Here is a 21,100-nt window from a genome sequence, read left to right as displayed (position 1 = left end):
TCGCTTTGAAATGCTAAACGTTTCATATACCCATCCGCCGTGTGTGACTTGAATCAGCCCCATGGGGCTGAATGCTTTGAAATGGATGGAAGACCGCTGGGAAACCAGTGGATAGGCCTTCCGATTGCGGCCTGCGGGCCTGCCCTGATTTCTCAGGTGGCAGCCATCAAACCACCTTACGCTGGATTTAGCGGAAACGCTGATGTGGTGAACGGCTAAGGAAAAACGGGGACAACGATTCCTGTAGGTGATTACTTTGGAGCTGAATGAAAATGAACCAACGATGAAGCCTCGATAAAGCGAATTAAGATGTGAAAAACAGGTAGTTACGGTTGTATCTGTGATAAGTGTGGCGGGCGTCCGGATCCCGATAGCTATCGGGAGGCCACACCGCATCCGGGGTAAAGTTGGCAGGAACACTGTACAGGCCATTTCAATGCCTGCAAGTGAACTCTACACCGCTCTGTAAAATCGAAAGAGGAAGCAGACTTTCAGGGAATCCCGATGGAAAATCGGGACAAGTTGTGGAAGAGATGTAGGGGGCAGACTCCTTCGTAGTAGTGTTGAAGCTCCTGAAATGCTCAGCATTCACGAATACCGATAAAATTTATTGCCTTATGAGTAAATGGGAGTGGAGCGAAGGGGTGAGCATACCATGTTTTGCCTTCATTTACAACCTTGTTCATTCAGGGGAGGATTTATGGAAAAGAAGCAGGACCACCGCTAATTAATTAAATTAGCGCATTACCTTTAAGTGGTTGTTGGTATGAGGAGCCCCCGCATTTTTGCGGGGCAGGCAGTGTTAGGTGAGAGTCTCACGCACAGCCTGTCCCGTGTTTACGGGAGTTCTCCCGAAAAGCGGGACAAGTTGTGGGAAGGTAGGGGTGAAATTCCCCCGCCTGACCCGATTGTAGCCAATTTGAAAATAAAAATCACCTTAATTAATAATGAAGATATATGGCTAAAATTCAAGGATCAGATATAATATCTGAAGCAACAGACAAAAGCTCCAGGAGATTATACGTATTAGGTGCCATCATATTTCTAATTAAAATTTACAATGTTGACTTAGACGACCTTTCAGTGCTTGGCGTACCTCTTCCTGCTGCATTATTTGATCTTATCGCATTTGTTCTTATCATTTGGAGTATGTATCAATTAATTGTCAACTGGCTTGTAGATATAATTGCTTTTAAAAACTGGTATCAATCACGAAATATTTGGTCACAATTTCAGACCAATATGGAAATAGACAAGAGCTTTTATAGTGGAGGAACGCGTCTCCTATTAGAATTACATGATCTCAAACAGAAAAAACAATTCCCATCAAAAGAGGAGGAAATTCCCAAACAAGTACATGAAGATTACCAAAATTTTAAAATAAATGCAGAACTATTTGTTGCTAGACTGGAAGCCGCAGGAAATAGCTTTAAGAAAGTGTCCAAATGGGGTCAATATTACGTTTGGGTCCATGCTTTCATTATTCCAATAATAGTTGCAACCGCTGCTTTGGTGGTATTGATTTGCAAGGGTAACTTCATGATTGATAGTTAGATGATAAAAACTGGTTACAATCGAGCCCGACCTGAGCCAAATGGCTCAGGTTGAGGCTCTCACACCACCGAGGGTACGGGTCTCGTACCCTCCATGCAACCCGGCCCTTCGCTAAAACGACCCAAAGGGGTCATTTTTTTAACGCTCAGTCCCAGTTCACTGGATTGTAGGTTGCGCCCGCCTGAATGACAAACTCGGGCAGGATTTGAGGTAATAGGAAAGCATGGATTCGTATCCCTTTCTTCTCATCTCAGGCGTGACAAAGTGATAGTCGTGATCAGAATCGGACTCTGAGCCACTGCCCATCCCATAAGTGGCGCATGCCCTTAAAGTAGACTGCTCATCGTCTCAATCCCATTGTCAGTGGACTGCTCAACTACTACCACAAGCTGAGAGGAGAGCCCATGCGTGAAGTGTGTAATCCACTCATCCATCGTTTGCTCAAATGGGAAAAGGGGTTGAATAAAATGGCAGCAGTCAGATGGCTGAAGCACCAGTACAAAGCCTCCCCGGGGCTGTTTGAGCATTGGAAATTGGTTCAACCTTAGGTACATTTAGAACCAAGCGATTTATAAACCTGTCTGCCGAACAGGCAGGCATGAGGAGCCCTCGTAAAAACGGGGCAGGCTGTGTGAGGTGAGATTCCCTCGCCTAACCCGATTAGCGTTCATTGTAGAAAAGCCAACCGCACAAATGGCACATTTGGTTTTTGCCAACACACAGCCCAAAGCTGAAAAAACCAAAAGAGCCATTTTTTGCCAACGCTCGGACAGAAAAACGAACAGAAAAAACTAAATTAACCGACTGAAAAGAAAGACATAGAGTAAATGAAGATAAACAGATTGAAACCAAGAAAGACCCTGAACAAAGCCTTTTTAAAAGTAAAACCGAACAGGACTGAAATTGAGAGTTTCAAGACTAATCTTATCCAGTTGCTCGACAGGACAAATGACACGGAATCAGAAGAATTCCATAAAAACCTTGTCATTGACTTTCTGAAAAAGACATACTACGACCCAAACCATTTCATAAACACAAAAGGACGGAACGACCTTGTAATTCACAACGGAGACAAGGCAAAAAGTTCGGTTGGCGTAATTCTCGAAGCAAAAAAGCCGACCAACAAAAGCGAAATGGTGACCGCTGAAAAGCTGAATACAAAAGCTTTTCAAGAATTGGTGCTTTATTACCTTAGAGAACGAATTACACATAAAAACCTTGAAGTAAAGCATTTGGTTATTACCAACATCAATGAATGGTTCATTTTTGATGCTATCACCTTTGACAGACTTTTTGCCCAAAACAAAATTCTTGTAAAGCAATTCAATGACTTTGAAAGCGGACGTTTGGCAGACACCAAAACAGATTTTTTCTATAAGCAGATTGCAGAACCGCTTATTGCAGGAATCACAACTGAAATTGAGTTTACCTACTTCAATTTACAGGATTATCAAAAGCCATTGCGAAATGAAGACAAAGCGGACGACAATAAACTGATTGCACTTTTCAAGTTACTTTCTCCTGAACATCTTTTAAAACTTCCTTTCACCAATGATAGCAACAGCCTTGACAAACGCTTTTACAGTGAGTTGTTGCACATTATCGGTTTGACAGAAACCAAAGAAGGAAGCAAAAAACTCATTGAACGGAATAAAGAAGGTGAACGAAATACAGGAAGCATTTTAGAAGATGCCATCATTCAACTTGACAGTTTAGATAAAATCAGTCGATTAGACCGACCAGCCCAGTTTGGAAATACCCAACAAGAACGACTTTTCAATGTTGCCCTTGAATTGACCATCACTTGGATAAACCGTATTTTGTTTTTGAAGTTGTTGGAAGCCCAACTCATCACCTATCACAAGGGTGACAAATCATATTCGTTTCTCAACCTTGACAAAATCAAAAACTATGACGACCTAAACAGCTTGTTTTTTCAGGTATTGGCACGCAAGTATGATGAAAGAAACCCAGACGTAAAGGAAATTTTTGAGAAAGTTCCTTATCTAAACTCTTCCCTTTTTGAACCGACTGATATTGAGCATTCCACTTTGTTTATCAGCAACCTGAAAGATGATAAGACCATTCCAATTACCTCGTCTACGGTTTTAAAAAACGACCAAGGGAAGAAAAGAACAGGAAAACTTTCAACGCTTGAATATCTCTTTGAATTTTTGAACGCATACGACTTTAGCAGTGAAGGCTCAGAAGAAATTCAGGAAGACAATAAAACACTGATAAACGCTTCGGTTCTCGGATTGATTTTCGAGAAAATCAACGGTTACAAAGATGGTTCATTTTTTACTCCAGGTTTCATCACAATGTATATGTGCCGTGAAACCATTCGCAAAGCCGTTGTGCAGAAATTCAATGAAACCAAAAATTGGAAATGCCAAGACCTAAATGAACTTTACAATAAAATTGTTGACACAAAAGAAGCCAATGCAATTTTAAACAGTATCAAAATTTGCGACCCTGCCGTTGGTTCAGGACACTTTTTAGTTTCCGCCCTCAATGAAATGATTGCGGTTAAAAATGACTTGAAAATTCTGCAGGACCGTGACGGCAAACGCCTCAAAGAATATCAGGTGGAAGTGGTCAATGATGAATTGATTGTAACAGACGAAGAAGGGGAACTATTCGATTACAATCCAAACAACAAAGAAAGCCAACGCATACAAGAAACACTTTTCCACGAAAAGCAAACCATCATTGAAAACTGCCTTTTTGGTGTGGACATCAATCCCAATTCAGTAAAGATTTGCCGTTTGCGTTTGTGGATAGAGCTTTTGAAAAATGCTTACTACAAAAACACCACTGAATTAGAAACGCTTCCCAATATTGACATCAACATAAAATGTGGGAACTCGTTGGTAAGTCGTTTTGCCATTGATGCCGACCTTAAACAAGCCTTGAAAAAAAGCAAGTGGACAATCGACAGCTACCGAATAGCCGTTGACACTTACCGAAATGCTGAAAGCAAGGAACAAAAAAGAGAAATGGAACGGTTGATTGCCGACATTAAATCAGATTTCAGAAGTGAAATATCATTGAACGACCCGAAAGTAAAGAAACTGCGAAAACTTTCAGGCGAACTTTTCCAAATGACCAACCAGCAACAACTTTTTGAAATGAGCAAAAAGGAAAAAGCTGATTGGAACAAAAAAGTGCAACAACTGACCGAAGAAACCAAAAAGATTGAAACAGAAATTGAAGAAATAAAAGCCAACAAGATTTTTGAAAATGCTTTTGAATGGCGTTTTGAATTTCCCGAAGTGCTAAATGATGATGGCGATTTTGTGGGCTTTGATGTTGTTATTGGAAATCCGCCTTATGTTGTTATTTTAAAATCAACTTTTGGAAATAATTATTTAGATTTTTTCAATCAAAATTACACAACAGCAGAATACAATCCGAATACTTATGCTTTGTTTATCGAATTAGCGTTGAGTAAACTTTTGAAAAACAAAGGACAATTTTCATACATCATTCCTAACTCTTGGTTAAATGGAAAATACTTTACAAAGTTGAGAGCATTTGTTCAAAATCTTAATAACACAGAGTTAATAAACTTAAAAGACAACGCTTTTGAAGTTATCGTTGAAACTGTAATTCTTATTTCCGAAAATGAAAAAACGGCTCAAAAACCTATTCTCAAAGAATTTGCAGATGGAAATAAATTCGTAGAAGTTAATAGAGAATTTGAATTTGGAGTAAATCCGTTTTTTGAATTACAGTTACCAGATTTCGTAAGCAGAATTATCAAATCCTCAGAGAATATTAAAAATCACTGTTTCGTTTATCGTGGCGTTGAAACAAGAAGAAATGATGATTATATTTCTATCACGAAGCACGATGATTTATGGAAAGAAATCTTGCTTGGTAAAGACATTCACAGATACTCTTACAAATACAGTGGTTCTTATGTAAAGTTTGTTCCTAAAGAGCTAAAAAGCAATGCGAACATTGACTATTATTTGCGTGATAAAATTCTAATGCGAAGAACAGGAAACTCAATTATTGCTTGTGCAGACTTCAACAAATATATTGCCTTGAAAAATCTGTATCTAATCATTCCAAACGATGCAAAACTTCTTCCGTTAATTCTTCTTCAACTTAACTCGAAATTGTTTGACTTTATTCATAAATCATTAACCACAGGCGAAAATAAGGCGTTTGCCCAATTTCCAGCACATTACGTTGAAACGCTACCTTGTAGAATTGACAATGCATTAATTGAAAAATCAAAAATGCTTTTGCAACAAAGAGAAACCAACGAAAATGCAGAAAACCAAATAGACCAATTGGTTTACCAACTTTACGAGTTGACGGAAGAAGAAATTAAAATCATTGAAAATAGTTAGTGATAATGATTCCAAAAAAAATAGATGAAAAGACATTAGAATTACTCAATGATTTACAAACAGATTTTGATATTTCGTTTGAAATTAAAGACATAGACTATTGCGAAGTTTTTCAGAAAAGTAAAACTGTAACAATCTACTACAATCCGAAAATTGTAAATTCTGAATCAATTGCACACGAACTTTTACATATTTGGCTTAACCGCTTTAATTATAGCATAGGCAACCATATTTTTTTAAGCACTCAAAGCGATAAGAAACTGAGTAAATTTCTAAACAAATTTCTATGCGACTACATTGGCAATTGTTGCGACCACTATAAAATGTATCCAAAATATTTAGAAATGGGATACAGTCCTAAGGAATTTCTTAAAAACGGTCTTGAACTCAAAACATCAATTGCCGACATTAAAAAAATAAAACTGAAATTTTTAGGTTTCTACAATTCGCAATCCATTAACCTATTTATAGGCTGCCTATTTTCAATTCTTGCAGACCATATAAAGGAAAACGACTACACAGAACACCACAAATATTTAATTGAAAAAGACTCTAAATTGTATAACATAGTTTCTGATTTTTGGAAGAAGTGGGAAGCATTTGATATTGAAAATATTGACCCAATTTATAATTCTGATTTAGAATTGACCGATAGCCTAATTGACGGGCTAACGACTTGGGTAAATGGTGAAACTATTATATAGGGAACATAAACAATGAATTTTTGGACTGACATAGAAGCGATATTTAACAACAGAGAAATAGCATTACTTCTTTGGATTGCTGTTATTGTATTGGTTGTATTACTTTCCAAACTAAGAAAATCACTTGTTCCAATTTTCAAAATCCTAACAAGTAAAATGTTCTTGATTATTTTCTCACTAATCGGAGCATATTTATACGGCACAATATTACTTCTTAAAAACCTTGAAGTATGGCAAACTTCAAACTTGAAAGATGTTTTGTTTTGGCTTTTCTCAGTTGGTTTAATCTTGGTTTTTAAAATCAATGAAGCCAAAAGCAACGCATATTTTAAAGGCATTTTCTTGTCAGCAATCAAATGGACAATAGGTCTTGAATTTATCGTAAATCTTTACAGTTTTAGTTTGTTTAAGGAAATAATCATTTTGCCTATTTTGGTTTTCTTAGCAATGACGCAAGCAGTTGCTGAAATGGACGAAAAGCATAAAGTTGTTTCAAAGTTTTTGCAAAATGTTATCGCAATAGCAGGACTTTCAATTTTCTCTTATTCACTTTACAAAACCATTGTAAACTTTGATGATGTTTTGACTTTTCAAAATCTTGTTTCATTCCTACTACCAAGCACAATCACAGTTTTATTCATACCATTTGTTTACTTCTTGGCATTATACAGCACTTACGAAAGCTATTTCATTCATCTTGACTTTATGACTGTTAAGAAAGACAAAGTAAAGGAAACCAAGAAGCTGATTTTACGAATTGCAAACATCAACCTTGACAAACTTTTAAGGATAAAAAAGAACTTTGAGAAAAGAGTTTTTTATGACGACACGGACTTAAAATCTTACATTCACAATATCAGTAAACAATCTAAAATTTAAAATTATGGCAACCAAAAAAGTTCCTGTTAAACCTCACAAAAGGTCAACACCATCACCGACACCAAGAAAAAATCCTGATGCTCCAAAGCCAGGACCTAAAACTGTTCCAGTTACACCGCATAAACGTACACCACCTAAAAAGTAAATATGGACAAAAAGACACTGACATTTAGCGGAATAGTCTGTTACATCAATGACTTCAAGATTGATATTGACAGCTTCAAAGAAGTTGTTCAATCGGGAAAGTTTGATGAAGTCAGTGGTAATCGTGTCCATATTTTTGAAATGGATTATGAAAATAACTATCTGAAAATAAATTTTTCTGATGGGTCTGCAATGCCTCGTAATCCAAATGTTTATAATAAGACTAAACAAGAATTTGAGCCAAATCCAAGAGATTCAGACCAAATTGAACCAAAAGAGTATTTTGCGGTATTTGACCTAACTTCAAGTTATTTATGGCTCAGTAATACAAAGAAAAAATCTCTTTTGATTGACTATTTCCAAAAGCTGTTCAAAAACAAAAAGATAGTATTAAAGGATGTTTATGATGAAGAAAAATTTATTGAAGGATTAAAGACCCTTGACCAAATCAAACTTAGTGCAGCACCAAGTCTATTCAGTCAATCAAATTCAGTTTCGAAGGCGTTAATTGACGAAATGTATGGTGCATATGAAGCAATTTTACACTTGAAATATAAAGACACGTTTATTGGAGATGATTTACAGACTAAAATCAAAAGCATTTTCAAAAACCGTGAAAGTTTCAATGGAATAATGATTGCAGGAAGAGATGAGAAAAATATAGGAATGTTTTTTAATAATAACCTATTCACGAGAAAGATTGATATTGAAGCACCTGTTGATGAAAATGAAATGTTTAACCCAAGTGATGTTTTCAGTCGAATCATTGCTAAAATCGAAGAAGAATTAAATGCAAATGGCTAAGAATATATCAAAATATATTTTCTCAATAGGAGTAATTTTTCTCTTATCAACCTATTTGCATTTTGATAATTCTGTAACTTTTGGACATATTTTGACCTTTTTGTCAGTTACAACGGGTTTTACAATAACTGCTTTATCAATTATAGCAACATCGAACTTCTCAAAGGATTTGTACAAAAAGGAAGCTCCAGATGATAATTCAAAATCTTTGCTTCATCAATTAGTAGGTAAGTTTGAAAAATCAACCCTGACCTTTGCTTCTGCAATATTTTTGATTCTGATTTACTCATTAATCGAACCAGCTCAAATCAAAGAATGGTCATTACTAAATACATCCATTAGCTTTAAAACGCTTTTAAGTGGACTAATTTGGTTTTTAACGTTTTGGTCAATTTGGCTCTTTTTAGACCTCTTGAAAATGTTTTCGAAATTTGTAATACAAAGTGCTAAAAGACAATAATATGCCAACGCTTCACAGCCACACACATTGCCAAGTCGCACCAGCCGACCCGCAAGCCAAAACTTGGCAAAGAGAGTATTTGTCCCATCGCACAACAGACAGACAATCAGGACGAAAGAAAGAACAACGAAACGCTAACAGCATGTATGTGGCAATAGCGGGTGCGGTAAGCGGACTTAAATACTCCGAAATCCCGCACTACGCTAATGTGCCGAGAAGCAGTGAATCGGCAATGTTAATTTCACTGCATGCTGTAAATGGGATGATGGAACCGACCCATCGGAGTCGCCTTACAGGAGGGGCTTCAAACCACCCAAAGGTGCATTGGTAAAGAGCCATGGTACTGAGCGTTTGGGAAAAGATTTCACCAAAAGTGAGATCAGGTAGGTGTAGAGGAGACGAACTGACCGTAACCGCTGAAGAGGTGTCGGTAAAATGCCACACTTTGTCAAAAGCCGTAAAGGTAAGTATACGGTGATGAATACTGATTCAGAGGCTATGAACTCTCCAAGGTTTTTCAGTTATTAAGGAGCCGTTTAGTAAGGTGGGCAAGAAAACGGTACAAGCGATACAAGACTAGCCTTAACCGGGCATTCAGGTGGCTGGACAGGGTAAGGGGTGCAATTCCCTGACATATTCTACCACTGGCAGGTGGGTTACTCTTGTTAGCGAAAGTTCTGTATAACAAGAGCCGTATGACGGGAGACTGTCATGTACGGTTCTGTGAGAGGCTTGGGGTGAAACTCCCCTTGCCTACTCGACACGCAAAACGTCGTAGGAAATGTAATGAGAGGGCTGCTTACAACCAAATAGAATTGATATATGAATTGCTATCTTTACCTTGATAAGAATTGAACATGACCGATATAGTATTAAAATACAGTTTGCTGGACAAAAGCGGGAGGAAAGAGGTCAATGATTTCCTGGATTTTCTTCTTCAAAAACAGCGGGAGAAAAAAGGTAATTCTCTATCAGCTTATAAGAAAAAGATTCTTGGGGTTACTACCTGGTCAGATTCAGATATAGATTCATTTCGGGTGAATCAAGAGCTATTTAATTCTTCCTGGAAACCTGAGAAATGGTAGTTGACACGAGTTTATTTATCGAATACCTAAGAGCAAAAGACAAGAAGAAGAGTACTTTATTTGCAATTCCGGATTCAACACAATTATTTATTTCATATGATTATAATTTGTTTTTTAAAGGCCATATAGCCTGCCCCGAACTCGCTTCGGGGGAATCTCGCAGTCTATAATCATCCCAGTGTGTGACGTGCTCGTCATGCCCTGACTGCCGTCAGGACAGGCTCGATTTCATGTGTTACAATGTATGAACTTTTGATGGGTGCTATAGATGAGAATAAACGGAAAGATATTAGATTATTGACGGAAGACATACCTGTACTTCCTTTCGATGAGAATATTTCCAAAATGGCCGCAGAAATCTATCATCAACTGCGCAGTGAAAATAAAATGAGGCTACGAGCCTTTTGGTTACTTTGGAATGGGTTGTCAAGTGTATGGGTGGTTAAAGCCTAGGAGCTGGGCTTTGAGTAGCAGCAATAACAGGCACCTGTAAGAACGAGTATTTCACCCAATCACTCGATTTTGTTATGTAGTGAAAAAGGATACCTAGAAGGCGAAAGCCCAAAGAAAATCAAAGGTCCAGTTTCAGGCCCTCCGTTTCCAGGTCCCTGATATTTTTACACATTTTTATGCAGTTTATTTCGGTTAAAGGACCGATCTCAGGTGGGAGATCCTATTGCTTTTGATAATAAATCAATATAAAATAGCACTAAATGATCCCCCTCAAAAATATACCCCGATCCCGGTATTTTTTGCCTAGGGATTAACCTTTATTTTTAAGGCTGAATAAAGGGGGTTTACTTGTTCTTTTTATGGGGCTTAGTGTGGCGAAGCTGTGTTGGGGTGGCAGTTTTTTGTTTTCAAACGCTTATTCCCAGATAAGGTCAAAATACGGAAAGCTAGGTAGAGAAATGCCAATGAAAGCAACCGGGAGATTAAGGAAATCAGGAGTCCGATAGAGTACATGGACACTGATTTATAATCGTAATAAAAACTGAACATAGCCAACAAAATACGAAAACAGTGTGTGGAAAACCCGTACCAATAAAAGTGTTATGCCCAATGCTAAAATAGCGATATTTGCATGCACCACGACTGAATGAAAAAAGAAATTTATATACGACAATCTAAGAGCCGGCTTTTTTTTGAATTAGCTATGACTTTACTTATGGTTCAACTACCGACTTTAGTTCTATTTGGACTTTTAGGTTTGAAGTTGTCGTCAGGGTTTATGCTAATTCAATTTTTAATATCCTGTCTTTCCGCCTTTTTCTATCTTAGGTTTTTTTATTGGAGGTATGAAATATCAATGGATAAAATCCAAATTATCTATCCCTTTAATTCAAATCGTGGATATGTCATTCAAGATATGGATGTCTTGTCAGCAACACTTATCCAAGCCCCCAGAAGTAGTCCAGGTTTAAAAATCAAATCAAAAGACAAAACTGTATCACTCCCGATTTCTGTTTCGTTATATAAATTAGCAGAATTGCTGAAAGTATATCGAAATAAGGGGATAGAAATAATATTTGACCCCAAAGATCATGAAATAGAGATGTACATTGAAGGAAAGATTGCATCATTGCCCATGACTAATGATATGAAATGATAGACGACATGCAAACAAATAATGCAAAAGGCGTAGGAAAGTGGTTCAGACACATATTGTATTTCCAGACTTGTATTTGACTGTGATTTCTTTGACAACCCAGACAAACTAAATAATAAAAATTACCACAAAAACTTATTGACATTTAAAACTAAATGATATAGCGGAGAATTAAGAGATTTATTGTTGTTGAAAGAGAGACTTGTACTTACCAATAGAACGTTCAATAGAATTTGACATAGGAAGTATTCCTCTGGACCAAAGCAAATAGGATTGATATTTTTTATAGAGCTGACGACTAAATGATAAAAAGAACTGGGCATAACATCACCTTGGATACAGCGGGCGGTTCAAAGTATAAACTGAAAATTTACTGTCTTTAAGAAGTTTGGGTTAGGTAAAAAGAGAACGGGTCCAAAATGCCCGCCGTCTCCAAGCTGAGAAACGTTGGACTCAATTCTAAAATGGCAAAGCAGAATCCTTGGATAATCGGAATATTGGGGTTTGGAGTTTTTCTATACCTAGCATGGAATAATTTCAAAACACCCTTTGCTCCATGGACAAAAACCGCAGAAGCAAAAGCCGTAATTACCGATAAAGCACTTGGTTATGGACCAATGGGGAGAGGATTTACTCAAATCATCACGATATCCTATCAGGTTGACGATTCGGTTTACGTTCAGAAGAAAAAACTTTCGCAGCGAATCGATAAAAAGGAAATAGGATCGGAGGTTTTAATTGAATATACTGTTAAAGATCCTGCCAATTTTGAAATCAAAGGGTTTTTGAAACAATGAACTAATATTTTTATCAAAAAACTTTATCTTCCAATATGGAAACAGTTGACTTCATTTCTGAAATAGTGGTTTTCAAACCCTCCCAAGGTAGTGATGAATTTGAAATCATTTTGGATGGGGAGCACGATACGGTTTGGGTTACCGAACAGCAACTTGTTGAGTTATTTGGTAAAGCTAGAAGAACGATTGGTGAGCATATCCGAAATATTTACAAAGAGGGAGAATTGGATAAAGAGTCAACTTGGCGGAATTTCCGCCAAGTTCAAAAAGAAGGAGAAAGAAAAGTAAAAAGGGCAGTTTCAGCTTACAATTTGGATGTTGTGATCTCAGTAGGATACCGTGTGAAATCACCTGTTGGGATTGAATTCAGAAAATGGGCAACCCAAAGATTGAAAGATTACTTAGTGAAAGGTTATGCCATCAACAGCGAATTACTGAGCAAACAAGGCCAAAAAATCATCCAGTTAGAAAACCAACTTGATATTTTAAAGGAAAGAACGTTTGAATCACAAAGAGTATTGACCGAAGGCTTTTTGGATATTATTTCAAAGTATTCCAAATCTTTTGAATTACTCAATAGGTATGATTCAGAAGATCTTCAGCTCGATAACCTTTCAAAAGAAATCATTTATGTCATTAACTATGATGATGTCAAGAAAGCCATTCACCAATTAAAGAAGGAATTGATTCAGAAAGGAGAGGCCGGAGAGCTCTTCGGCAACGAAAAAGATGATTCATTCAGGGGAATATTGGGAAGTATCTCCCAAACGGTGTTTGGAGAATTGGCATATCCAACCATTGAAGAGCAGGCAGCACAATTGTTATATTCTGTCATCAAAGGTCATGCCTTTAGCGATGGAAATAAGAGAATTGGTTCATTTCTGTTTGTATGGTTCTTAGAACAGAACAGTTATCATTTGGATGAAAGAGGAATAAGAAAAATAAATGAAAATACATTGGTTGCATTGGCATTGGCAGTAGCACAAAGTTTACCTCAGCAAAGGGATTTGATGATTAAACTGATAGTAAACCTAATAAAGAACTGAGCAACATCACCTTGGATACAGCGATCGGTTCAGTGTAAATAGAAAATACAGTATCTTTAAGAAGTTAGGAGTAGGCTTGGAGAGTACGGCTCCGAATGCCCGCCGTCTCCAAGCTGAATCCCGTTGGGCAACATACAAAGAAAGCCTACGCGCAACCAGGCACATTTGGTTTTGCCGTCACACAGAGCCAACGCTGAAAAACCAAAAGAGCCTGTTTTTTGCCAATGCTGAACAGAGTTAAAATGAATGAAAACTCCAAAATATTAGAATTACTAAACACATCGCCAAGTGTTGAATTGCTGCGTTTACGTAATAGAGAAATAATTATTGAGTTTCTAATGAGCACATTTTTAAGCAAACAAGGTGCTATTTCATCTGAAAATATTCACACTCAATTAGCCGATTTCCTAGAATACAAAAAAGTTGAAAATGATGAAGACAGCGAAATCACCACCTTTGACACTTATGAAGAAAAAGCCAAAAAGTACATTCTAAACTGGACTAACAAAGGGTTCTTAACCAATTACCCTGATGAGCAGGGAGAAGTTTTCTATGAACTTTCTGCTCATTCGAGTAAATCATTAGATTGGTTGGCAAGTTTAAAAAAGGAGGAATTTGTTGGGACAGAATCAAAGTTCAACAATATTTTAAATCAGTTGAAAGAATTGGTCGAATTTACCAATGAAGATGCTGAAAAACGGATTGAGTTATTGGAAGAAAAGAAACTGGAAATTGAGCAGCAAATTCAACGAATAAAAGTGGGTGAAGATGTTAAAGTATTTGAAGAATTTGAAATTATTCCTCGTTTCAACCAGCTTAATCAATCCGCAAAAGAATTGCTTTCAGACTTTAAAGAGGTAGAAGATAATTTTAAGAATATCACAAAAGGCATTTATCAAAAGCACTCTGACGGAAGTTTGTCGAAAAGCGACATTTTAGAATTCACCTTTGATGCATTAGATGAATTGAAAGATAGCCAACAAGGGAAGAGTTTTTATGCTTTTTGGTCGTTTATCTTAAACCCTGATTTGCAGCACAGATGGGAAGAGCTGACTAAGGAATTGTATAAAACGTTAGAAGAAAAATCAATACCTGTTAATGATCCATTCCTGAAAGGGATGAAAAAGCATCTTCACAGTTCAGGTCAAAAAGTTTATAAAGCCAACGATAAGATGGCTGAAAAACTAAGCCGTATTATTCGTGAAAGTGAGAGTTCACAATCGGAAGCAACCAAAAAAATTATACAGGAAATCAAAAGACAACTTGTTGAAATCAGCAAGTCAAGAAGAAAACCTGATATTTCATTTGAACTGGAAATCAATACTGAAATCAACATCCCATTTGATCGAAAACTAACTTCCGAACAGACAGAAGATGTTTTGTATACAAGCAAACCACAAATTGCTGATGAAGACATTACTGCTTCCAATCATTTAAGCAAGTTGTTTTCGCAATCGAACATCGATAAGGAGTTATTGAGAAAAAAAATTACATCTGTTCTAAACGAAAAATCCCAAACAACACTATTAGAAGTAGTTGAAAATTACGGAGGATTAAAAAAAGGCTTACCAGAACTATTTGGATATATTGGCATTATTAAGGACTTTAAACATAGCATCCATCCCGACAAAACCCAGAGAATAGTGTTTGATACTGAAAACAAAAAGCAGATTAGAATACCCGAAATTATATTGACCAAATGAGCAGCCTAGAGCAAAATGAAAAACCGTACAGTAAAGCAATTGTAAAGTTGCTCAAGGGAGTAATTGAACGAAACTCTAACGTTTGGGAAGATGTAATCCATTATCAAAATGAAATTCAGGAATACATAGGTCAGATTGGTTTGGAACTCATCGTAAAGAAAGATGATGGTTTTGCGTTTGTGAAGCAGTTTGAAGATAGCGAAGGCAAAACCCTTGGTTTGGTAACAAGACGACAAATCGGGTTTGAAACATCAATCGTACTTGTAGTATTAAGACAAAGTTTAGAGGAGTTTGACAGCAATCCCACGCAGTTAGCAACAGAAAGATTCATCACTAATACTGAAATCAAAGATGAATTAGAACTCTTTCTACAAGAGGGTTACAATAAGTTGAAATTTCAACAGAACTTGGATACTTACATTAATAAAGCTGTAGAATTAGGCTACCTAAAGGAAATTAGTAGAAAAGACAATGAAACAAAATATCAGATACACCGGATTATTAAAGAGAAAATAACACTGGATATATTACAGGATTTTAAAACAAAATTGCAGGAATATGTTGAGTCTGTTTAGTACAAGCTCTGACTCAGCGGGTTTCAGGCTTCAATATATGGAAGTCTTTAACTGGGGAACATTTGATAAAAAAGTGTTTAGAATAAATCCGCAAGGAAATAATTCACTGTTAACAGGTGCCAACGCATCGGGGAAAAGTACCTACATAGATGCCTTACTTACCTTGATGGTTCCTGCCAAAAGAGACCGTTTTTACAATCAATCTTCGGGTGTTGAGAAAAAAGGCGACCGCACCGAAGAAACCTATGTGCTGGGACATTACGGAAATATTCAAGAAGAAGGCAAAAGCTCCACCTCTACCCAGAAGTTGCGTGATACAAATACCTATTCCGTAATTCTTGCTCATTTTAAAAATACGGATGAAAAGAAGATTACTCTATTTCAGGTACGTTGGTTTGCCAATAACGACTTAAAAAGACAGTTCGGAATTGCTCATGTTTCACTTGAAATAGAAAAGGACTTTAGCCAGTTTGATGCTAAAGGCAATTGGAAAAAACGATTGGATAAAACCTATAACGCGAATACTTCTAAACGCAGAATTGAATTTTTGGACGGCCCAATAGCTTATGCGGAAAGAATGTCAAACCTGTTCGGAATGCGTTCTGTGAAAGCATTGAGCCTGTTCAACCAGGTGGTTGGTGTAAAGGTTTTGGAAGATTTGGACGAATTTATCAGAACGAATATGCTGGAGGAGCAAGATGCCGAAACGGAATTTAGGCAACTCAAAGAAAGTTTTTTGACCTTAATGGATGCCAAAACCAACATTGAAAAAGCCAAAGAACAGATTAAACAACTAACACCTATCAATGAAATTGCAATAATGCTAACCAATATTCAAGTTGATTTGTTGCGGTTAGAAAAATCAAAAGAAACTGCAGTTTATTGGTTTGCTAAAAATGGCGTTGAATTGGGCGAAATGGAATTAGAAAAATGCAAAGAAGAATTACAACGACTAGATGAGGAGTTAACGGAGTTAAGAAGGAAAGAAGAAGAACTAAAACAAAATGAACGAACCATTTCCATTTCTATTGAAAAAGATGAAGTTGGAAGTAAAATCAAAGAATTAGAAAAAGAAATTAAACAGCTTGATAAAAGTCGGGAATTAAGAAGTGGCAAGCTTGATGAATACAACAAAATTGCTCAAAACATTGAACTGAACACCAATCCAAGTGAAGAAACTTTTATTACAAACCGTGAGGTTGCAAAACAATTAAAGCAAGGTACACAACAGAAAATAGATGATGAAAGTGAAAATCTTCGTGCTTTAAAAAACAAGGATGATGAATTAACTGAAGTTACAGAAGAACTGGTAAACACCATTCAAACACTTCAAAAAAACAAAAACAATATTGCTGGACGGGTAGCAGAAATACGAGAAGAACTGATTAATCATATTGAAGCCTCAAAAGAAGAAATACCTTTTATTGGTGAACTCATTAAAGTAAAAGAAGATGAATTGGCTTGGGAATCTTCTATTGAAAAGGTGCTTCACAATTTTGCATTACGATTGATTGTTCCGCCAAAATATTATTCAAAAGTAAACGACTATGTAAACAGCAACAATTTGCGAGGAAGGATCCGTTACGATAAATACGAAGAACAAGATTACCTCAAAAATTTACGACACAAAGAAATTAAAGAAAACTCCCTGGTAAACAAAATTGAAATAAAACCCAAAACGTACTATTTCGAATGGATTGAAAACTATTTGGAAAATCAGTTTGACTTTGTCTGCGTGGATAACCTATCAGAATTTGAACGCTATTCCGAAATGGCAATCACTCAAAACGGGTTGATAAAGTTTAGAAAAGGGAAACACGAAAAAGACGACCGTCCGCACATTTCAAGAAAAGAGAACTATGTTTTAGGTTGGGACAACAAAGAGAAAATTGCTGTCCTAAGGAAGGAATTAACCAATCTGCAAAATCAACAGAAAACCAATAAAGAAGGTATTAAGCAATCACAAAGCAATACGAAAAAATTAATCGAATACAAAGATGAATGTCATAATCTGTTTTCACAGTTTGATAAGTATGATGACATAGATTGGCAAACTTACGCCAACCAAATACAGGAAAAAACAGAACAAAAAGAAGACTTAGAAAAAACCAATGACCGGGTTAAGAAGCTACAAGAGCAGTTAACAAAAGTTCAGGCAGATTTAAAACAGCTTTCGGAGGTTGATATTGAGAGTAAAGTTATTGAGAAAGGTAAAAAGCAAACGGAAATTGAGTCCATATCTCAAACTGTAAAAAGCAACAAAATCATTTTTGAGCCTTTGGGGGATATAGATGTATCTGAATTTGAAGCACAAAACCCAGACTTGCTAGATGTTGATTTCACCAATTTTGAAACAAGTCGTAGAAAATTTCAAGAGGAAAAGTCAAAAGAAATAAAAGAGCTTGAAAAACAAAAAGGAGAAAAGGAAAGTGAAGTAAGAATTAAAATAACCGATTTTAAACGACCGACAGAAGATATTACCAATAAATTCAAAGATTGGCATTCAGATGTGAATTCGCTTCCCGATTCAACCCATTTAGAATTTATTAGCGAGTACCGGAAAAGATTGGAAAAACTCCAAAGAGATGATCTTCCCAGGTTTGAAACCAAGTTTAATAACTATCTGGAAGAAACAATTACCAACAAAGTAGGTGATTTCAGGATGTTTTTTGAAAACTGGTCAGACTCAATCAAAGAAAACATTAAACACTTAAATGACTCACTAAAGGAGATTGATTTCAAAACCAACCCAAAAACCTATATACAACTGAATGCGGCAAATAAATTCAATGATGAAGTAAAAGAATTTAAAAAACTTTTGGACAACGCAGTTCCGAATGTACATCTAATGAACTCTACGATTGACGGAAGAAAACATCACTTTATTGAAAATATACAGCCCTTTATTGAGAAATTGGACAAAGAAGATTACCGTAAAAAAGTAATGGACGTTCGCTCTTGGTACAGCTACAAAGCCGAAGAATTTTATAAGGAAACCAATTCCAAATTCAAAACCTATGAAAATATGGGACAGCTTTCGGGTGGCGAAAAGGCTCAGCTTACATACACCATTTTAGGTTCTGCAATAGCTTATCAATTTGGATTAACAAAAGAAGGCTTACAAAGTAATTCATTTCGTTTTATTGCCATTGATGAAGCCTTCAAAGCACAAGATGAGGATAAAGCTCGATACCTTGTAACACTATGCAAACAACTTCATTTACAATTATTGGTTGTTACGCCAAGCGACAACATCCATATTGTAGAAAATGATATTTCGTTTGTGCATTTTGTAGAACGTAAAGAAGAAAAACACTCTTGGCTGTATGATATGCCGATTGAACAATTCAAAGAAGAAAAAGCCAATTACGTGCATCAATGATTACACCACAGGAAATAAAGAAAAAATCAGAAAGAAAATATGTTTCTTTTCTTCAGTCATTGATTGAACAGAAAACCTTTGAAAAACTGGTTATTCGTGGGGATAAAAAATACACCAAATCATCACTAACTGAATTTGAAAAAGAAATACAGTCAATAACCAGCCAATCCAAGTCCAAAAAAGGCTTTGGCTATACTTTGGAATTTCAACAAGTGAAGACAAAATATTTAGGCGTACAGGATCTGCCTACATCTATATATTTTGATTCTAAAAATGACTTCTTGAAGTTTTTAGGGAAGGAAAAAGAGGTTGAATTATTCGTTGAAAGTACGAGAGAAATAAGACAAACGTTTCCCCAGCTGGAGGAATGGATAATTAAAAACCCAACAAAGGTTATTCAAAACCAAACGGAATGGAAAAGTATTTTGAAAGTGTGCCAATACTTTAAACAAAACCCTAAACCGAATTTGTACATAAGAGAACTCCCGATCAGAGTTCACACAAAGTTTTTAGAGCGAAATCAGAGCGTAATCAAGGAATTGCTTGAAGTTCTTATTTCAGAACACATTAACACAGATGAAAAATTATTTGAGAGAAGATTTAACCTAAAATATGCCGAGCCACAAATTAGGATTAAGGTGCTTGACAAAGAAATAAGTCAAAAATTCTTCTCAGGAATTGACGATTTGGCTATTCCAGTGAGTCAATTTGAAATTTTGAATTTACCAGTTGAAAAGATAATTGTTTTGGAAAACAAAACCTCATTCTATACTGCATTGACCCTTCCCAAAATCAATAAATCCATTGCTTTATTCGGAAGCGGATTTAGTGTATATAATCTAAAGAATGTAAATTGGTTTAAGAACAAGGAACTGCTTTACTGGGGCGACATTGATGCACAGGGGTTTGAAATTTTATCGCAATTCAGAGGTTACTTTCCTCATACAAAAAGCGTTTTGATGGGCAAGCAAACCTTTGATAAGTTCTTTGAAAACGACAAAGGCACACCGACAAATATTTCAACAAAACTTAACTTGACATACAAAGAACAAGAACTTTACGACACATTGAAAAAGAACAACTGGCGACTTGAACAAGAAAAAATTCCATTTGAGTACGTAAACAACTATTTTGATAATGAATGAGCCAACCCTTCACAGCCACACACATTGCCAAGCCGCTCAAGCCAACCGCAACAGCCAAAGCTTGTCAATAAGTGTGTCTGAGCCAACGCTGTCAGACGGACGTAAAAAAAGTACGATTGCCCAATCGAGTGGATGGCCGCAGGCCATAAGCCTGCGGAGCACCCCTCACACCAACCAGCGTACGGGTCTCGTATCCTCCCTGCAACCCGGCCCTTCGCTAAAATGATCCAAAGGGATCATTTCTTAACGCTCAGTCCCAGTTCACTGGATTGTGGGTTGCGCCCGCCTGAATGACATAGTCGGGCAGGTTTTGAGGTAATAGGAAATCGAGCCTGCCTGGACGGCAGTCAGGCATGACGGAATCTAGGTGCCGAAGGATGATTAGTAATCATGCGAGATTCAATGTGACCACTAAAAAACAATTATAAACACATTAAAGCATGGTTTCATTTCCTTTTCTTCTCAGGGGTGACAAATTGATTGTCGTGATCAGAACCGGACTCTGAGCCACAGCTCATCCCACAAGTGGCGCTAGCCCTTACAGGAGATTGCCCATTGTCTCAACCCCATTGTCAGAGGACTGCTCAACTACCACCACAAGCTGAGAGGGGAGGCCATGCGTGAAGTGTGTAATCCATTCATCCATCGTTTGCTCAAATGGGAAAAGGGGTTGTATAAAATGGCAGCAGTCAGATGGCTGAAGCACCAGTACAAAGTCTCCCTGGGTTTGTTTGAGCATTGGAATTGGTTCAACCTTAGGTATATTAGAACCGAGCGATTTATAATCCTGTCTGCCGAACAGGAAGGTATAAAGAGGCCCAGCAGGGGGTAGGGCAGGCAGTTTGATGT

The 21,100-nt window shown here is 36.8% G+C and carries 19 protein-coding genes; 18 read left to right on the top strand and 1 reads right to left on the bottom strand.

What is annotated here, in order from left to right:
* Positions 1 to 39 precede the first annotated feature (39 nt).
* Together DB520_RS27050 and DB520_RS14840 are read left to right on the top strand one after the other, a co-directional pair.
* Positions 40 to 219, top strand: a complete 180-nt coding sequence (locus DB520_RS27050) for a hypothetical protein (protein WP_198675357.1) — start codon at positions 40 to 42, stop codon at positions 217 to 219.
* A gap of 738 nt (positions 220 to 957) precedes the next feature.
* The gene (locus tag DB520_RS14840) at positions 958 to 1,554 is read left to right on the top strand and encodes a hypothetical protein (protein WP_114750497.1); all 597 of its coding nucleotides are present in this window, start codon (positions 958 to 960) and stop codon (positions 1,552 to 1,554) included.
* 326 nt (positions 1,555 to 1,880) lie between these two features.
* Here the strand turns inward: DB520_RS14840 and DB520_RS14835 are convergent, their stop codons facing one another.
* The gene (locus tag DB520_RS14835; RefSeq protein ID WP_114750496.1) at positions 1,881 to 2,081 is read right to left on the bottom strand and encodes a hypothetical protein; all 201 of its coding nucleotides are present in this window, start codon (positions 2,079 to 2,081) and stop codon (positions 1,881 to 1,883) included.
* Positions 2,082 to 2,381: 300 nt separating this feature from the next.
* On the opposite strand from DB520_RS14835, the gene DB520_RS14830 reads away from it, so the two are divergent.
* The 16 genes from DB520_RS14830 to DB520_RS27670 all read left to right on the top strand — a co-directional run bounded on the left by DB520_RS14830 (position 2,382) and on the right by DB520_RS27670 (position 21,083).
* The gene (locus DB520_RS14830) at positions 2,382 to 5,918 is read left to right on the top strand and encodes a DUF7149 domain-containing protein (RefSeq protein ID WP_114750495.1); all 3,537 of its coding nucleotides are present in this window, start codon (positions 2,382 to 2,384) and stop codon (positions 5,916 to 5,918) included.
* A gap of 5 nt (positions 5,919 to 5,923) precedes the next feature.
* Positions 5,924 to 6,622: a hypothetical protein gene (locus DB520_RS14825; RefSeq protein ID WP_114750494.1), complete on the top strand. Its 699-nt coding sequence runs from the start codon at positions 5,924 to 5,926 to the stop codon at positions 6,620 to 6,622.
* A 12-nt stretch (positions 6,623 to 6,634) separates the two neighbouring features.
* Positions 6,635 to 7,501, top strand: a complete 867-nt coding sequence (locus tag DB520_RS14820) for a hypothetical protein (RefSeq protein ID WP_114750493.1) — start codon at positions 6,635 to 6,637, stop codon at positions 7,499 to 7,501.
* Between the two features lie 147 nt (positions 7,502 to 7,648).
* A complete protein-coding gene (locus DB520_RS14815) occupies positions 7,649 to 8,449 on the top strand; it encodes a hypothetical protein (RefSeq protein WP_114750492.1) in 801 nt (266 codons plus the stop codon).
* Positions 8,442 to 8,909 (top strand): hypothetical protein, encoded by a 468-nt coding sequence (locus DB520_RS14810; protein WP_157972097.1) that lies wholly within the window; start codon positions 8,442 to 8,444, stop codon positions 8,907 to 8,909. Before DB520_RS14815 ends, DB520_RS14810 begins: the two co-directional genes overlap by 8 nt.
* Before the next feature lies 1 nt (position 8,910).
* A complete protein-coding gene (locus DB520_RS14805; protein ID WP_114750490.1) occupies positions 8,911 to 9,240 on the top strand; it encodes a hypothetical protein in 330 nt (109 codons plus the stop codon).
* A gap of 526 nt (positions 9,241 to 9,766) precedes the next feature.
* Positions 9,767 to 9,994: a hypothetical protein gene (locus tag DB520_RS14795; protein ID WP_114750489.1), complete on the top strand. Its 228-nt coding sequence runs from the start codon at positions 9,767 to 9,769 to the stop codon at positions 9,992 to 9,994.
* Between the two features lie 201 nt (positions 9,995 to 10,195).
* Positions 10,196 to 10,447 carry a type II toxin-antitoxin system VapC family toxin gene (locus DB520_RS14790; RefSeq protein WP_394340940.1) on the top strand — a complete coding sequence of 84 codons (252 nt, stop codon included), beginning with the start codon at positions 10,196 to 10,198 and terminating at the stop codon, positions 10,445 to 10,447.
* Between the two features lie 646 nt (positions 10,448 to 11,093).
* Complete coding sequence (locus DB520_RS14785; RefSeq protein ID WP_114750487.1) at positions 11,094 to 11,603, top strand: hypothetical protein; 510 nt, start codon at positions 11,094 to 11,096, stop codon at positions 11,601 to 11,603.
* Positions 11,604 to 12,067: 464 nt separating this feature from the next.
* Positions 12,068 to 12,400 carry a hypothetical protein gene (locus tag DB520_RS14780; protein WP_114750603.1) on the top strand — a complete coding sequence of 111 codons (333 nt, stop codon included), beginning with the start codon at positions 12,068 to 12,070 and terminating at the stop codon, positions 12,398 to 12,400.
* Between the two features lie 35 nt (positions 12,401 to 12,435).
* Positions 12,436 to 13,446: a virulence protein RhuM/Fic/DOC family protein gene (gene rhuM, locus DB520_RS14775; RefSeq protein ID WP_114750486.1), complete on the top strand. Its 1,011-nt coding sequence runs from the start codon at positions 12,436 to 12,438 to the stop codon at positions 13,444 to 13,446.
* Between the two features lie 242 nt (positions 13,447 to 13,688).
* Positions 13,689 to 15,149: a DUF3375 domain-containing protein gene (locus DB520_RS14770; protein WP_114750485.1), complete on the top strand. Its 1,461-nt coding sequence runs from the start codon at positions 13,689 to 13,691 to the stop codon at positions 15,147 to 15,149.
* Entirely contained in the window at positions 15,146 to 15,724 is a 579-nt protein-coding gene (locus DB520_RS14765) for a DUF4194 domain-containing protein (RefSeq protein ID WP_114750484.1), read from the top strand. The genes DB520_RS14770 and DB520_RS14765 overlap by 4 nt, the downstream gene beginning before the upstream one ends.
* Positions 15,725 to 15,761: 37 nt before the next feature.
* Entirely contained in the window at positions 15,762 to 19,106 is a 3,345-nt protein-coding gene (locus tag DB520_RS14760; RefSeq protein WP_198675350.1) for an ATP-binding protein, read from the top strand.
* Positions 19,103 to 20,251, top strand: coding sequence for a Wadjet anti-phage system protein JetD domain-containing protein (locus DB520_RS14755; protein ID WP_114750482.1), 1,149 nt, complete (start codon positions 19,103 to 19,105; stop codon positions 20,249 to 20,251). The genes DB520_RS14760 and DB520_RS14755 overlap by 4 nt, the downstream gene beginning before the upstream one ends.
* Before the next feature lie 547 nt (positions 20,252 to 20,798).
* Entirely contained in the window at positions 20,799 to 21,083 is a 285-nt protein-coding gene (locus tag DB520_RS27670; protein ID WP_394340939.1) for a hypothetical protein, read from the top strand.
* Positions 21,084 to 21,100: the final 17 nt, after the last annotated feature.

Origin of the sequence: Pleomorphovibrio marinus, assembly GCF_003347495.1 — a bacterium.
GTDB classification, from domain to species: domain Bacteria; phylum Bacteroidota; class Bacteroidia; order Cytophagales; family Cyclobacteriaceae; genus Pleomorphovibrio; species Pleomorphovibrio marinus.
This window is presented reverse-complemented; position numbering and strand designations above follow the sequence as displayed.

Bases quoted from the DNA above. Each gene is read 5' to 3' on its own strand.
- DB520_RS14840 (WP_114750497.1), top strand. From the start codon at position 958: ATGGCTAAAATTCAAGGATCAGATATAATATCTGAAGCAACAGACAAA.
- DB520_RS14835 (WP_114750496.1), bottom strand. From the start codon at position 2,081: ATGCTCAAACAGCCCCGGGGAGGCTTTGTACTGGTGCTTCAGCCATCT.
- DB520_RS14830 (WP_114750495.1), top strand. From the start codon at position 2,382: ATGAAGATAAACAGATTGAAACCAAGAAAGACCCTGAACAAAGCCTTT.
- DB520_RS14825 (WP_114750494.1), top strand. From the start codon at position 5,924: ATGATTCCAAAAAAAATAGATGAAAAGACATTAGAATTACTCAATGAT.
- DB520_RS14820 (WP_114750493.1), top strand. From the start codon at position 6,635: ATGAATTTTTGGACTGACATAGAAGCGATATTTAACAACAGAGAAATA.
- DB520_RS14815 (WP_114750492.1), top strand. From the start codon at position 7,649: ATGGACAAAAAGACACTGACATTTAGCGGAATAGTCTGTTACATCAAT.
- DB520_RS14810 (WP_157972097.1), top strand. From the start codon at position 8,442: ATGGCTAAGAATATATCAAAATATATTTTCTCAATAGGAGTAATTTTT.
- DB520_RS14805 (WP_114750490.1), top strand. From the start codon at position 8,911: ATGCCAACGCTTCACAGCCACACACATTGCCAAGTCGCACCAGCCGAC.
- DB520_RS14795 (WP_114750489.1), top strand. From the start codon at position 9,767: ATGACCGATATAGTATTAAAATACAGTTTGCTGGACAAAAGCGGGAGG.
- DB520_RS14785 (WP_114750487.1), top strand. From the start codon at position 11,094: ATGAAAAAAGAAATTTATATACGACAATCTAAGAGCCGGCTTTTTTTT.
- DB520_RS14780 (WP_114750603.1), top strand. From the start codon at position 12,068: ATGGCAAAGCAGAATCCTTGGATAATCGGAATATTGGGGTTTGGAGTT.
- rhuM (WP_114750486.1), top strand. From the start codon at position 12,436: ATGGAAACAGTTGACTTCATTTCTGAAATAGTGGTTTTCAAACCCTCC.
- DB520_RS14770 (WP_114750485.1), top strand. From the start codon at position 13,689: ATGAATGAAAACTCCAAAATATTAGAATTACTAAACACATCGCCAAGT.
- DB520_RS14765 (WP_114750484.1), top strand. From the start codon at position 15,146: ATGAGCAGCCTAGAGCAAAATGAAAAACCGTACAGTAAAGCAATTGTA.
- DB520_RS14760 (WP_198675350.1), top strand. From the start codon at position 15,762: ATGGAAGTCTTTAACTGGGGAACATTTGATAAAAAAGTGTTTAGAATA.
- DB520_RS14755 (WP_114750482.1), top strand. From the start codon at position 19,103: ATGATTACACCACAGGAAATAAAGAAAAAATCAGAAAGAAAATATGTT.